Raw genomic sequence first — 13,241 nt, forward strand, 5'->3', positions numbered from 1 at the left:
GCTAATCTAATACAGCCCCAAAATATTTTGTTAATTATTGTGCCGCGTCCGAAGCCGGTTCGTCCGCCGCTTTATTTTTATCGCCGTATAGGAATTGTCCGACTAAATCTTCCAAGACCATTGCCGATTTCGTATCAATGATTTTGCTGCCTTCCTTCAACATTTCGGTTTCGCCGTCATCAAAGCCGATGCTTAACGAAATATATTGTTCGCCGAGCAAGCCGGAGGTTTTAATGGACAACGAACTGTTTTCGGGAATCTCGTTATATTCTTGATTAATCGCAATTTTCACTACCGGCAAATAGGTTTTCGGATCCAATTCGATGGCAGAAACCCGCCCGATCACCACGCCGCCGACTTTAAGCGGCGCACGCACTTTTAGACCGCCGATATTGTCAAAGGTTGCACTGACTTGGTAAGACTTCGATTCGCTGAATCCCTGTACATTGGCGACTTTCAATCCGAGAAAGACCAACGCTGCAATGCCGAGCAATAAAAATAAGCCGACCCAAAATTCATATTTAATTGTTTGTCGCATAAAAATATCCTAATTTTTTACCGCACTTTTTACTTTACTCAATTAACCCGCGCCGAACATTAACGCCGTCAGCACGAAATCCAGCCCTAACACCACCAAAGAGGCATTAACCACCGTTGATGTAGTCGCTTTACTGATCCCTTCCGAAGTCGGAATACAATCATAACCGTTAAACAAGGCAATCCAAACGACGGCAACGGCAAAAAACAGGCTTTTAATAAAACCGTTGAGCAAATCATATTGCCAACTGACCGAATTTTGCATTACCGACCAAAAACTGCCCGCGTCCACGCCCTTCCAATCCACGCCGACCAAAGAACCGCCCCAAATACCGATTGCGGTAAAAATCACCGCTAAAATCGGCATTGAAATCATCCCCGCCCAAAAACGCGGTGAAATCACCCGTCTTAAAGGATCCACCGCCATCATTTCCAAACTGGATAACTGTTCGGTGGCTTTCATTAACCCGATTTCCGCCGTCAATGCCGAACCCGCTCGACCGGCAAATAAAAGTGCGGTCACAACCGGGCCTAATTCGCGCAATAGAGAAAGCGCAATCAGTTGACCTAAACTGGTTTCCGCCGAAAAATCGACCAACACTACATAGCCTTGCAATCCTAATACCATTCCGATAAACAAGCCGGATAGCATAATAATTAATAACGATTGCACGCCTAATACATATAACTGTTTGACTAATAAAGGAAAATGCTTTCTAACTTGCGGCTTTCCGATAAGCGCGCCCCAAAGCATAAACCCGCTTCGTCCAAGTGCGCGGCAAAACTCAATGGCACGCCGACCAAGTGAAGCAATCATCTCCGTGATCATTCGAATAACTCCCGTTGATAATCTTGCGCCGGATAATGAAAGCGCACCGGCCCGTCCGCCTCACCGTTAATAAATTGCACGACTTGCGGATCTTGACTTTGCAATAAAGCCTCCGCCGTACCTTCCGCGATTACACGCTTATCGGCAATAATATAAGCATAATCCGCGATACTTAATACTTCCTGCACATCGTGCGATACCACGATCGAGGTCAGTTGTAAAGCTTCGTTTAATCGCTTAATCAAACTGATGATAACCCCCATACTAATGGGATCCTGTCCGGTAAAAGGCTCGTCATACATAATTAAATCCGGATCCAAAGCAATGGTTCTCGCCAACGCCGCCCGCCGCGCCATACCGCCCGACAATTCGGAAGGCATTAAACTTGCCGCACCGCGTAAGCCGACGGATTCCAATTTCATTAATACGATTTTGCGAATCAGTTCTTCCGGCAAATGCGTATGCTCACGGATCGGAAACGCCACATTGTCGAAAGTTGACATATCGGTGAATAACGCGCCCGACTGAAACAACATTCCCATACGCTGACGCACGCGATACAGCTCGGCGCGTGACATTTTACAAATGTTTCGTCCGTCGAATAAGATCTCGCCTTGCTCCGGTTGCAGTTGTCCGCCGATTAATTTTAATAACGTAGTTTTTCCGATACCGGAAGGCCCCATAATCGCCGTAATTTTACCTTGCTCGAATTGCAGGTTGAGATTATTGTAAATGGTTCGTTCACCACGACTGAAAGTGAGATTTTTCACTTCAATTAAGGGTTTAGCCATAAACCGTTTCGCCTGTTTTTTATCCTAAAATTTGAGTGGGTGATATTCTATCAATTCCCCACGAATGTCAAACTTAATTACATTTCTTTAATTTACCGTTTACCCTTTGACCGCAATTTGCGCAAAATGTTCCTCAAGAAATTTTTGTTAAACGCACCGCACTTTCAACGTCATTTCTACTTGTTTTAACAAAATTATGGTATGATTACCTATTCGTAGTTTAATTGATTAACGAGTTGGGAACCTTATGAATATTCGTTGGAATATTATTTTGTCCGTTATCGCCTTGGGTTTGCTTGCGTGGTTTTACACCTTGCAACAAAAAACCGACGATGCGCTGGCGGGTTTAATCAAAACGGATGACAGCCCGGAATATGTCGGTCAAAAAATGGAAACCACGGTTTACTCGCCGACAGGAAAAAAACAATATTTAGCTATCGCCAATAAAGTAGAACATTTCAATAACGACGGTCACACGGATTTCCAAAACGCCGTGGTGTATTTATTTGACGTGCAAGACGAAAAACTCGGCTCTCAAAGCTGGAAAATCAGTGCGGATAAAGCCAAATTAACCAAAGATAATATGTTGTATTTGGACGGAAACGTGCTTGCCGAAAGTTTAATTAAAGATTCCCGTTTACAAAAAGTGGAAACTCAAAGCGCCACGGTGAACCTAAAGACACAAGATATCACCTCTGATACAATGGTGATGATAAACGGACAAAACTTTCATACTACCGGTTCTAAACTGACCGGAAATTTACAACAACAAACCGCCACATTAAAAGAACAGGTAAGAACATATTATGAAATTATCAATCAATAAATTATTGTTTTTAAGCGGATTAATGCTCACCTCCGTTTCCGCTTTCGCTTTAAAGGACGATACGAGCAAGCCGATTAATATTGAATCGGACAATCAATCTTTAGATATGGAAAACAGCGTTGTAACCTTCAGCGACAACGTTGTGATTACGCAAGGTTCCATTTTAATTAAAGCCAATAAAGTGGTCATCACTCGTCCGGCGGAAGATTCGGGCAAAAAAGAAACCGTTGACGCATTCGGCAGTCCGGTGACTTTCCACCAATTATTAGACGACGGCAAACCGGTTGACGGCAAAGCCAATAAAGTGCATTACGATTTAGGCACGGAATTTTTAACCCTAACGGGCAATGCCGAGCTTAAACAGTTGGACAGCAAAATTAATGGTGAGCTCATTACTTATGATGTGAAAAAACAACAACTTAAAGCCAACGGTAATGGTAAATCGCGTGTCAAAACCGTGTTGATTCCGGCGCAATTAAACGATCAAAAAAAGAAAAAATAGGATTTTAGTTTTATGTCGATTCTTTATGCGGAAAATTTAGCCAAAAGTTATAAAAGTCGCCAAGTGGTTTCCGACGTCAGCCTGACCGTTCATTCCAATGAAATCGTCGGTTTGCTCGGGCCGAACGGTGCAGGCAAAACCACCACCTTTTATATGGTGGTCGGATTGGTTCGTCACGACGAAGGTAAAATTCGCATTGACGATGAAGACATCAGTTTGTTGCCGATGCACAACCGCGCGCAACGCGGAATCGGCTATTTACCGCAAGAAGCCTCTATTTTTCGCCGATTAAGCGTTTACGATAATTTAATGGCGGTGCTTGAAATTCGTAAAGACTTGAACGGCAGACAACGCAGCGAGCGCGCCGACGAATTAATCGAAGAATTTAACATCGGACATATTCGCAACAACTTAGGACAATCCCTATCGGGTGGCGAACGTCGTCGTGTAGAAATCGCTCGTGCCTTAGCCGCAAATCCGAAATTCATTTTATTAGATGAACCTTTTGCCGGCGTTGACCCGATTTCGGTTATTGACATCAAAAAAATCATCCAAGATCTGCGCGATCGCGGGCTCGGCGTGTTGATTACCGATCACAACGTGCGGGAAACCTTAGACGTTTGCCAACGAGCTTACATTGTCAGCGAAGGGAAAATGATCGCCACCGGCAGTCCGACGGAGGTGATGAATAACGAACACGTTAAACGCGTTTATTTGGGCGAACAATTCAAGCTTTAAGATTATTATGATCAAGTTTACCGAAATATTACCGCTCGAACATATTCGTCAAGGCTTGGTGTGTTCCAGCAAAAAACGCGTATTCGAAACCATTGATCGCATTATGGCACCCATTTTGCAAGCCCAAGGGCAAGAAGGCGAACATTATTGCTTCGATTGTTTATTTAACCGTGAAAAACTCGGCAATTCCGGTCTGGGCAACGGCGTGGCAATGCCGAAAGGTCGCTTGCCTTTCGGTGATAAACCCATTGCGGTTTTCTTGCAGTTGGAAACACCGGTCGATTACGAAACCTCGGATCATCGTGATGTGGATTTGATTTTGGCGTTATTAATTCCCGCTGGAATTTGTGCGGATTTTTCACAAAGTATCTTGCCGGAATTAGCGGAACGCTTAACGGATAAAAATCTTTGCAAACAATTACGATCGGCGCAAAGTGCGGAAGAAATTCAACAAATTTTTGAATATGCCGATCATCTTGTCACGGAAAACTCTGAGTCGGATGACGCCCAAGATTAAGTAAGAGACATAACGTTATGGAAATTATCATCATCAGCGGACGCTCTGGCGCCGGTAAATCCGTTGCCCTACGCGCCTTAGAAGACATCGGTTATTATTGCGTTGATAATTTACCGATTGATTTATTACCACAACTTGCCGAAATTTTAGCGCCCAACCATCCTGCCGTCGCGATCAGCATCGATATTCGCAATTTACCGGTTTCTCACGCTGATTTGGAGCGCGTATTAACGCAGTTACAAACTCAGTATCAAGTAAAAATTATTTTCTTGGATACGGACAGCAGCACGTTAGTTCGCCGCTACAGCGATTCGCGCCGTTTACATCCGCTATCCGTTCAAGATCTTCCCTTAGAAGCGGCGATTACTGCCGAACGCGATTATTTAGAACCTTTGGTGCAACAAGCGAATTTAATTATCGACACGGCGAGTTTATCCACCCACGAGCTCGCCGAGCGGCTGCGCGAATTTTTACGCGGGCATCGGGAAAAAGAACTCAAAATTATCGTCGAATCCTTCGGTTTTAAATATGGCATTCCCTTAGATGCCGATTATGTTTTTGACGTGCGTTTTCTGCCGAATCCGCACTGGAATCCGGAACTTCGTCCGATGACGGGCTTAGAAAAACCGGTGGCGGATTTTTTAAATAAACATACGGAAGTGAATAAATTTATTTATCTTACGCGCAATTATATCGAGACTTGGTTGCCAATGTTGGAACAAAACAATCGCAGTTATTTAACCATTGCTATCGGTTGCACCGGCGGAAAACACCGCTCCGTTTATATTGCCCAACAAATCGGCGAATACTTTCAAGCCAAAGGAAAAGACGTGCGTATTCAGCATAAATCCCTTGAAAAACACAAAAAAACCGCTTAACCCATATTGGATAAATAGCGGATTGATTCCTTCAAAAACAAAAAGAGCGGTCAAAATCGACCGCTCTTTTGTACTTTTCAGCTGAATATTATTTGGTGTAACGTCTGAATACTAAGGTTGCATTCGTACCGCCGAAACCGAAACTGTTGGACATTACGGTTTGTAATCCCGCATTTTCTTTAGTTTCGGTGACGATATTCATTCCGACCGCTTGTTCGTCCAAGGTTTCGATATTAATGCTCGGTGCGATAAAATCGTGTTCCAACATTAATAAGGTATAAATGGCTTCGTGCGCGCCTGCCGCTCCCAAAGAGTGGCCGGTCATTGATTTGGTGGAAGAAATCGCCGGTTTTTGTTCGCCGAATACGTTTTTAATCGCACCCAATTCTTTTACATCACCGACCGGTGTGGATGTGCCGTGTACGTTAATGTAGTCAATCGGCGTGTCAACAGTCGCCATTGCTTGTTTCATACAACGCTCCGCGCCTTCACCGCTCGGTGCAACCATATCGTAACCGTCGGAAGTCGCACCGTAGCCGACGATTTCCGCATAAATTTTCGCACCGCGCGCCAAAGCGTGTTCCAATTCTTCGACAACAACCACAGCACCGCCACCGGCAATTACGAAACCGTCGCGATTAGCGTCATATGCGCGTGAAGCTTTGCTCGGCGTATCGTTATATTTTGTGGAAACCGCGCCCATTGCGTCAAATTCCGTCGCGCATTCCCAAGATAATTCTTCCGCGCCGCCGGCAAATACTACATCTTGTTTGCCTAATTGAATTAATTCCAACGCGTGTCCGATACAATGCGCGGAAGTCGCACAAGCGGAACTGATACTGTAGTTTACGCCGCGAATTTTGTAAGGCGTAGCTAAACAAGCGGAAACGCTTGACGCCATTGTTTTCGTCACGGCATAAGGCCCGACCGCTTTCACGCCGCGCGGACCGCGCACTGCGTCACAAGCAACTAATTGATTATGCGCCGAACCCGTGCCCGCGCCGATAACCAAACCGGTGCGATCATTTGAAACTTGATCTTCGGTTAAACCCGCATCTTCAATCGCTTCTTTCATAGAAAGATACGCATAAGCCGCCGCATCGCCCATAAAACGGAAAACCTTACGTTCAATCAATTCGGCAGGATTCAATTTAATCGTACCGGCAACGTGGCTACGCATTCCGGCTTCCACGAAATCAGGCACAACCTCAATCCCCGATTTACCCGCTTTTAATGATTCCAAAACCTCTTGTTTGTTGTTACCAATACTGGAAATTACACCGAAACCGGTAATAACGGCTCTTTTCATAGATTATTCCTTATGCGTTGAAAGAGTAAAACATAATAACTTGGTCGCTAACTTACTATGAAATGAAAATATTGCAAGTATTTCTTTGAAGGTTCGACCAATACGGCAATTTCGGCTATTATAGCAAAATTAACTCAAGCAACAAACTGATAAGCCGATTATGCTCAAAACAACTCACGCCGATATTCACTTTAATGACCAACATACGCCGATTTCCGCTCAATTCGACGACGTTTATTTTTCTAATCAAGACGGTTTGGCGGAAAGCCGTTACGTTTTCCAACAAGGTAATCGTCTGTGGGAACGCTGGCTCACCCATTCCTCCTCTCATTTTGTGATCGCCGAAACCGGCTTCGGCACAGGGCTGAATTTCTTCGCGGTGACCGCACTCTTTCGCCAATTCCGCCAAACGCATCCGCAATCACCGTTAACCCGACTTTATTTTCTTTCTTTTGAAAAATACCCGATGACACTGGAACAGCTGTACGCGGCACACCAAGCCTTTGAGGAATTTGCCGAACTTTCCGCACAATTACGTCAAATGTGGCTAGAACCGATTGTCGGCTGTTACCGCTTCCATTTTGCCGAAACGACGTTAGATCTTTGGTTCGGCGATATTCACGAAAACTTACCGCAGCTCGGCGATTATATGCAAAACCGCATTGACGCGTGGTTTTTAGACGGCTTTTCACCGGCGAAAAATCCGCAAATGTGGACGGATGAACTCTATCAAAATATGTATCGCTATACCAAACCGCAAGGCTCCTTCGCTACATTTACTGCCGCAAGTGCGGTCAGAAAAGGGCTGGAAAATGCGGGCTTTCAGGTGGAAAAACGGCAAGGTTACGGACAAAAAAGAGAATGTTTATGCGGGGTAAAATCGGCTGACTCACCTCCTCACGCTGTGACACCTTGGTATTTACCGCAAGCTGCGGAATTTAACGGCTGCGCGGACGTCGCCGTTATCGGCGGCGGAATCGCCTCATTATTCACCGCACTTTCGCTGTTAAAACGCGGCGCGAATGTCACGGTTTATTGCGGAGACGAACAACCGGCGCTCAACGCCTCCGGCAATAAACAAGGCGCATTTTATCCGCAACTGAGCGATGACGATATACGCAACATCCGTTTTTATATTTACGCCTTCGCCTACGGCAAACAACAACTGCACGCCGCCGAAGCGCTGGGCATTGAATTCGAACATCAATTCTGCGGCGTGGCGCTTTGCGCTTATAACGAAAAAAGTGCGGCGAAATTAGATAAAATCGCCGCTTACGATTGGCACGAAAGTTTATATCAAACGCAGAATCAACAACAATTAAGCGACATTGTCGGTTTACCATTGCCTTGCGGCGGCGGGTTTATTCCGCAGGGCGCGTGGCTTGCACCGCGTCAATTCGTGCAAAATCTTTTCATTTATTTGCAAAAGTGCGGTGTAAAACTGAAAACTTTACAAAAAATCACCGCACTTCATCAAACGGAACGGCACTGGCAATTAATTAACGCGCAAGGCGATTCTTTTTCACATCAAGTTGTGGTGCTGGCGAACGGACATCAACTCAACCGTTTTACACAAACGGAAGCCTTACCTTTGTACGCCGTGCGCGGACAAGTCAGCCAAATTCCGACTACGGAAAATCTGCGTAAACTGAAAACCGTGTTATGTTACGACGGTTATCTCACGCCGGTTGACGAAGCGAAAACTAGTCATTGCATCGGCGCCAGCCATTTGCGCGATAATGAGACGCGCCATTTCAGTTCGCAAGAACAAGCGGAAAATCAACAAAAAATTCAGTCTAATCTCGCGGCGGTCGATTGGGTTAAAGAGGTGGATACTTCCGGTAATCTGGCGCGAATCGGCGTTCGTTGCGCGGTGCGCGATCGTATTCCGTTGGTCGGTAATGTGCCGAATTTTACTCAACAACGCGAAGATTATCGTAATTTGTTTAACTTGCGCCGACGCAAACAAACCATACCGACGGCGGCAAATTACCGCAATTTGTATTTAATCGGCGCGCTCGGTTCACGCGGATTAACCTCCGCGCCCTTGTTAGGCGAAACTCTTGCGTCATTAATTTACGGCGAACCCTTGCCTTTAAGCGAAGATCTCATTCATCAACTTGCCCCGAACCGCAGTTGGCTCAGAAAACAACTCAAAGGTACGAAAGTATAATGTAAAAACGGCGGGATAATTCCCGCCGTCAGCTTTACTTCAATCAATGCAACCTTATTTCACGCGGCTACCCGCTTTCGCGCCCTGATCCACATCCAATAAGAACAAATCGCTGCCGCCGGTGCCCGCAGAGAGAATCATTCCTTCCGACACGCCGAATTTCATTTTGCGCGGCGCAAGGTTCGCCACCATAATCACGAAACGACCGACCAATTCTTCCGGTTTGTCGTATGCCGCTTTGATACCGGAAAAGACTTGGCGGGTTTCGCAACCTAAATCCAATTCGAAACGTAACAATTTGTTACTTTCCGGCACGGCTTCGCATTTCAGCACTTTCGCCACGCGTAAATCCAATTTGGCGAAATCATCAATGCCGATAGTCGGTTCAAAAGGTTCGAAATCCGTATTCGGCGCAGTTTTCACCGCACTTTTCACTGCATTTGGCGTCGAATTCACTTGCGCATTTTCCGCTTTGGAAGCTTCAATCATCGTGTCGATTTGTTTCATTTCCAAACGCGAGAATAAGGCTTTAAATGGTGCGATTTGATGACCTAACAATGGCGAAGCCAAATTCTGCCACGTTAATTCGCATTGTAAAAAGGCTTCCGCGCGTTCCGCCAATTTCGGCAATACCGGTTTTAAATAGCCCATTAATACGCGGAATAATTGAATCCCCATAGAACAAACCTGTTGCAATTCTGCTTCACGATTTTCATCTTTAGCAATCACCCAAGGTGCTTTGTCATCCACATATTTATTCGCTTTATCGGTTAATGCCATAATTTCGCGCACGGCTTTACCGAATTCACGGTTTTCATAAAATTGTGCAATTTGCTCCGATTGGGCGATAAATTCGTCGAACAAGCCTTGATCTTCCAATTTATCCGCCAACTGACCGGCAAAACGTTTTTGAATAAAACCGGCATTTCGCGAAGCCAAATTTACTAATTTATTGACTAAATCCGTGTTGACGCGTTGCACGAAATCTTCCAAACTAAGATCCAAATCATCAATTCGATTGCTTAATTTCGCCGCATAATAATAGCGTAAACATTCCGGATCCAAATGTTTCAAATAGGTCGCCGCTTGAATAAACGTACCGCGTGATTTAGACATTTTCTCGCCGTTCACCGTCACATAACCGTGAACGAAAATGTTATTCGGTTTGCGCAAGCCCGCGCCGTCCAACATTGCCGGCCAAAATAGCGAATGGAAATACATAATATCTTTACCGATAAAATGATACAGCTCCGCTTGGCTGTCTTTATGCCAAAAATCGTCGAAATTCAGACCGCTCTTTTTGCCACATAAGTTTTTAAATGACGCCATATAACCAATCGGTGCATCCAACCAAACGTAGAAATATTTATCTTCCGTGTTCGGAATTTTAAAGCCGAAATACGGCGCATCGCGTGAAATATCCCATTGTTGCAAGCCGGCTTCAAACCATTCTTGCATTTTATTCGCCACTTCTTGTTGTAACGTGCCGGAGCAAATCCATTCTTTCAACATTGCCTCGAAACTCGGCAAATCAAAGAAAAAGTGTTCGCTTTCTTTTAACACGGGAGTCGCACCGGAAACTGTCGAACGCGGATCAATCAACTCGGTCGGGCTATATGTTGCCGAGCAAACTTCGCAATTATCGCCGTATTGATCCGGTGATTTACATTTCGGACAAGTACCTTTCACAAAACGATCGGGCAAAAACATTCCTTTTTCCGGATCGAATAATTGAGAAATCGTTCGACTTTTAATAAAGCCGTTCTCTTTCAAACGGTTATAAATCATTTCGGACAATTCACGGTTTTCTTCGCTGTGCGTGGAATGATAATTGTCAAAACTGATATTAAATCCGGCAAAATCCGCCGCGTGTTTTTGTTGTACGTCGGCAATCAACTGTTCCGGCGTAATGCCCATTTGATCCGCTTTCAGCATAATCGGCGTGCCGTGCGCATCATCCGCACACACAAAATGAATTTCATTACCGCGCATACGTTGGAAACGCACCCAAATATCCGCTTGAATATGTTCTAACATATGACCTAAATGAATCGGACCATTGGCATAAGGTAATGCACAGGTCACTAAAATTTTACGAGCCGAATTTGCCATTATTTATATACCTTTTTAATCAAAAAATCGGCGCAAATTTTACCTTATTAACGGTATTTTTTCCAGTTCAACCGCACTTTTCACAATTTTGACTTAACACGGCGGGTTTCGCGTGTTTAAATATAACCGCGAATTTACTTAACGACTTAAAGGAATATTAGTTATGGCTACTTTCTTTTCCGACAATTTCAGCGACGCGCAAAAACAACAAATTTTGTCGCTGTTTCAACAATTTGAACATCCGTCGCTAAAACGCGATCTTGTCTCACTCAATGCGGTGAAAAAAATTGAACTCGGCGGACAAACTTTACGCATCGAGATTCGGATGCCGTTTGCGTGGAATCAAGGATTCGCGCAATTAAAGACCGCACTTTCCGACACGCTAAAACAACTGACTGCGGCAACCGAAGTGAAATGGGCGCTGGATTATCAAATCGCCACCTTAAAACGCGCCAATAATCACCCTGCAGTAAAAGGCGTAAAAAATATCATTGCCGTCACCTCCGGCAAAGGCGGCGTAGGAAAATCCACCGTATCGGTCAATTTGGCTTTAGCCTTGCAAGCACAAGGTGCGCACGTCGGTATTTTAGACGCAGATATTTATGGGCCTTCCGTACCGCATATGTTGGGCGCAGCGGATCAACGCCCGACATCACCGGATAATAAACATATCAACCCGATTCACGCACACGGCCTAGTGGCGAACTCTATCGGATTCCTAATGGATGCCGATAGCGCGACCATTTGGCGCGGCCCGATGGCAAGCAGCGCATTAAGCCAATTATTACAAGAAACATTATGGGCGCAAAACGATCAAGAACTGGATTATTTAGTCATCGATATGCCGCCGGGTACCGGAGACATTCAATTAACCTTGTCGCAACAAATTCCGGTAACCGGCGCGATTGTCGTCACCACACCGCAAGATATCGCCTTAATTGACGCAATTAAAGGCGTATCGATGTTCCAACGCGTTTCCGTACCGGTGTTGGGTATTGTGGAAAATATGTCAGTACATATTTGCAGCCATTGCGGACACCACGAAGCTATTTTCGGCACCGGCGGCGCAGCAAAAATGGCGGAAAAATATAACGTGAAAGTGCTGGCTCAACAACCGCTACACATTCGCTTACGCGAAGATATGGACAAAGGCATACCGACCGTAATTGCCACCCCGGACAGCAAAATCGCCCAATCCTTCTTACAACTGGCAGAAAAAGTCGCCGCCGAACTCTATTGGCAAGGCGAAGTCATCCCAAGCGAAATTTTATTTAAAGAAATTAAGTGATTGGAAAAGTGCGGTTGTTTTTTTATAAGAATCGCAGGCTTTTTGAAATTTCACAAAACCAAACGGCTGAATTTCTTCAGCCGTTTTTTGTTGTATAAATTATTGTTGGGAGTATTTTTGTGCAAAGGCTTTGTCTAAACCATCGATTTCCATTGCCATTTTTTGCAGGGTTTCGACGTGTTGTTGCAATGCTTTTTGCGCTTCGTCGCTTGGTTTTAGCATTGTGTTGATTGTCATTGCCAAACCTTCGGAGCTTAGACGGTAATAGTCTTTTTTCTTCGCGGCGAGGTTTTTAATTTCGTCGGATTGAAAATTTAAACCGTCGAATTCTTTAATTACACCATCTAATTGAGCGGAATAGTCGTTTAAGGTTTTTTCCAATAATGCCGGATCGTTTTTTTGCAATGCAGTTTGTAAATCCGCTTGAACTTGCGCAGCCAAACCTTCCAGTTTTTGACCTTGAACCACTTCCCAATCTACTAGTTTTTTATATTCTGCCGCCGCGTTAACATCTTGTGCGGTGTTGTCTGCTTTCGGTTCTTCCGCTTTTGGTTCTTCCGCTTTCACGGTATCTTGTTTCACTTCTGCCGCTGGTGCTTCTTGTTTGACTTCAGCAACAGGTTTGTCGGTTTTCGGCGCTTCCGCCGCTTTGTCACAACCGGTTAAGGCTAAAGCTAAAAGTGCCGCAGCACTTAATGTTGTTAATTTGTTCATTACAAATTCCTTATGAGTTTTAGGAGA

At 44.9% G+C, this 13,241-nt stretch carries 13 protein-coding genes; 7 read left to right on the top strand and 6 right to left on the bottom strand.

Annotation, left to right across the window (positions count from 1 at the left end):
• Nucleotides 1–34: 34 nt before the first annotated feature.
• The 3 genes from mlaD to mlaF are packed head-to-tail and all read right to left on the bottom strand — an operon-like array spanning nt 35 to nt 2,157.
• Nucleotides 35–538 carry an outer membrane lipid asymmetry maintenance protein MlaD gene (gene mlaD / locus CVP04_RS05165; protein ID WP_100296457.1) on the bottom strand — a complete coding sequence of 168 codons (504 nt, stop codon included), beginning with the start codon at nt 536–538 and terminating at the stop codon, nt 35–37.
• A 42-nt stretch (nt 539–580) separates the two neighbouring features.
• A complete protein-coding gene (gene mlaE, locus CVP04_RS05170) occupies nt 581–1,366 on the bottom strand; it encodes a lipid asymmetry maintenance ABC transporter permease subunit MlaE (protein WP_100296458.1) in 786 nt (261 codons plus the stop codon).
• Entirely contained in the window at nt 1,363–2,157 is a 795-nt protein-coding gene (mlaF, locus tag CVP04_RS05175) for a phospholipid ABC transporter ATP-binding protein MlaF (protein ID WP_100296459.1), read from the bottom strand. The genes mlaE and mlaF overlap by 4 nt, the downstream gene beginning before the upstream one ends.
• A gap of 247 nt (nt 2,158–2,404) precedes the next feature.
• Here mlaF and lptC point away from each other — a divergent pair, with 247 nt between their 5' ends.
• From lptC to rapZ, 5 genes are read left to right on the top strand one after another with little or no spacing between them, the layout of a single operon-like run.
• Nucleotides 2,405–2,983, top strand: coding sequence for an LPS export ABC transporter periplasmic protein LptC (gene lptC, locus CVP04_RS05180; RefSeq protein ID WP_100296460.1), 579 nt, complete (start codon nt 2,405–2,407; stop codon nt 2,981–2,983).
• On the top strand, nt 2,964–3,485 hold the full coding sequence (lptA, locus tag CVP04_RS05185) for a lipopolysaccharide transport periplasmic protein LptA (protein WP_100296461.1): 522 nt from the start codon (nt 2,964–2,966) through the stop codon (nt 3,483–3,485). The genes lptC and lptA overlap by 20 nt, the downstream gene beginning before the upstream one ends.
• 12 nt (nt 3,486–3,497) lie before the next feature.
• A complete protein-coding gene (lptB, locus tag CVP04_RS05190; RefSeq protein ID WP_100296462.1) occupies nt 3,498–4,223 on the top strand; it encodes an LPS export ABC transporter ATP-binding protein in 726 nt (241 codons plus the stop codon).
• Between the two features lie 7 nt (nt 4,224–4,230).
• Nucleotides 4,231–4,740: a PTS IIA-like nitrogen regulatory protein PtsN gene (ptsN, locus tag CVP04_RS05195; protein ID WP_423738290.1), complete on the top strand. Its 510-nt coding sequence runs from the start codon at nt 4,231–4,233 to the stop codon at nt 4,738–4,740.
• A gap of 17 nt (nt 4,741–4,757) precedes the next feature.
• On the top strand, nt 4,758–5,618 hold the full coding sequence (gene rapZ, locus CVP04_RS05200) for an RNase adapter RapZ (RefSeq protein WP_100296463.1): 861 nt from the start codon (nt 4,758–4,760) through the stop codon (nt 5,616–5,618).
• A gap of 88 nt (nt 5,619–5,706) precedes the next feature.
• On the opposite strand, the gene fabB is transcribed toward rapZ, so the two are convergent.
• Nucleotides 5,707–6,927 carry a beta-ketoacyl-ACP synthase I gene (fabB, locus tag CVP04_RS05205; protein ID WP_100296464.1) on the bottom strand — a complete coding sequence of 407 codons (1,221 nt, stop codon included), beginning with the start codon at nt 6,925–6,927 and terminating at the stop codon, nt 5,707–5,709.
• Between the two features lie 160 nt (nt 6,928–7,087).
• Here fabB and mnmC point away from each other — a divergent pair, with 160 nt between their 5' ends.
• Nucleotides 7,088–9,100: a bifunctional tRNA (5-methylaminomethyl-2-thiouridine)(34)-methyltransferase MnmC2/FAD-dependent 5-carboxymethylaminomethyl-2-thiouridine(34) oxidoreductase MnmC1 gene (gene mnmC / locus CVP04_RS05210; protein ID WP_100296465.1), complete on the top strand. Its 2,013-nt coding sequence runs from the start codon at nt 7,088–7,090 to the stop codon at nt 9,098–9,100.
• Between the two features lie 54 nt (nt 9,101–9,154).
• Here the strand turns inward: mnmC and metG are convergent, their stop codons facing one another.
• Nucleotides 9,155–11,212, bottom strand: a complete 2,058-nt coding sequence (gene metG / locus CVP04_RS05215; protein ID WP_100296466.1) for a methionine--tRNA ligase — start codon at nt 11,210–11,212, stop codon at nt 9,155–9,157.
• Between the two features lie 163 nt (nt 11,213–11,375).
• On the opposite strand from metG, the gene apbC reads away from it, so the two are divergent.
• Complete coding sequence (gene apbC, locus CVP04_RS05220; RefSeq protein ID WP_100296467.1) at nt 11,376–12,500, top strand: iron-sulfur cluster carrier protein ApbC; 1,125 nt, start codon at nt 11,376–11,378, stop codon at nt 12,498–12,500.
• Nucleotides 12,501–12,599: 99 nt separating this feature from the next.
• Here apbC and CVP04_RS05225 read toward each other — a convergent pair whose 3' ends face one another.
• Complete coding sequence (locus CVP04_RS05225) at nt 12,600–13,214, bottom strand: hypothetical protein (RefSeq protein ID WP_100296468.1); 615 nt, start codon at nt 13,212–13,214, stop codon at nt 12,600–12,602.
• Between the last annotated feature and the right edge of the window lie 27 nt (nt 13,215–13,241).

Source organism: Caviibacterium pharyngocola (genome assembly GCF_002795405.1).
Taxonomy (GTDB): Bacteria; Pseudomonadota; Gammaproteobacteria; order Enterobacterales; family Pasteurellaceae; genus Caviibacterium; species Caviibacterium pharyngocola.

What these genes read in the sequence shown, in the direction of transcription:
- apbC (WP_100296467.1), top strand. Translation starts at nt 11,376, where the DNA reads ATGGCTACTTTCTTTTCCGACAATTTCAGCGACGCGCAAAAACAACAA.
- mlaD (WP_100296457.1), bottom strand. Translation starts at nt 538, where the DNA reads ATGCGACAAACAATTAAATATGAATTTTGGGTCGGCTTATTTTTATTG.
- rapZ (WP_100296463.1), top strand. Translation starts at nt 4,758, where the DNA reads ATGGAAATTATCATCATCAGCGGACGCTCTGGCGCCGGTAAATCCGTT.
- mnmC (WP_100296465.1), top strand. Translation starts at nt 7,088, where the DNA reads ATGCTCAAAACAACTCACGCCGATATTCACTTTAATGACCAACATACG.
- CVP04_RS05225 (WP_100296468.1), bottom strand. Translation starts at nt 13,214, where the DNA reads ATGAACAAATTAACAACATTAAGTGCTGCGGCACTTTTAGCTTTAGCC.
- mlaE (WP_100296458.1), bottom strand. Translation starts at nt 1,366, where the DNA reads ATGATCACGGAGATGATTGCTTCACTTGGTCGGCGTGCCATTGAGTTT.
- lptA (WP_100296461.1), top strand. Translation starts at nt 2,964, where the DNA reads ATGAAATTATCAATCAATAAATTATTGTTTTTAAGCGGATTAATGCTC.
- fabB (WP_100296464.1), bottom strand. Translation starts at nt 6,927, where the DNA reads ATGAAAAGAGCCGTTATTACCGGTTTCGGTGTAATTTCCAGTATTGGT.
- metG (WP_100296466.1), bottom strand. Translation starts at nt 11,212, where the DNA reads ATGGCAAATTCGGCTCGTAAAATTTTAGTGACCTGTGCATTACCTTAT.
- lptC (WP_100296460.1), top strand. Translation starts at nt 2,405, where the DNA reads ATGAATATTCGTTGGAATATTATTTTGTCCGTTATCGCCTTGGGTTTG.
- ptsN (WP_423738290.1), top strand. Translation starts at nt 4,231, where the DNA reads ATGATCAAGTTTACCGAAATATTACCGCTCGAACATATTCGTCAAGGC.
- lptB (WP_100296462.1), top strand. Translation starts at nt 3,498, where the DNA reads ATGTCGATTCTTTATGCGGAAAATTTAGCCAAAAGTTATAAAAGTCGC.
- mlaF (WP_100296459.1), bottom strand. Translation starts at nt 2,157, where the DNA reads ATGGCTAAACCCTTAATTGAAGTGAAAAATCTCACTTTCAGTCGTGGT.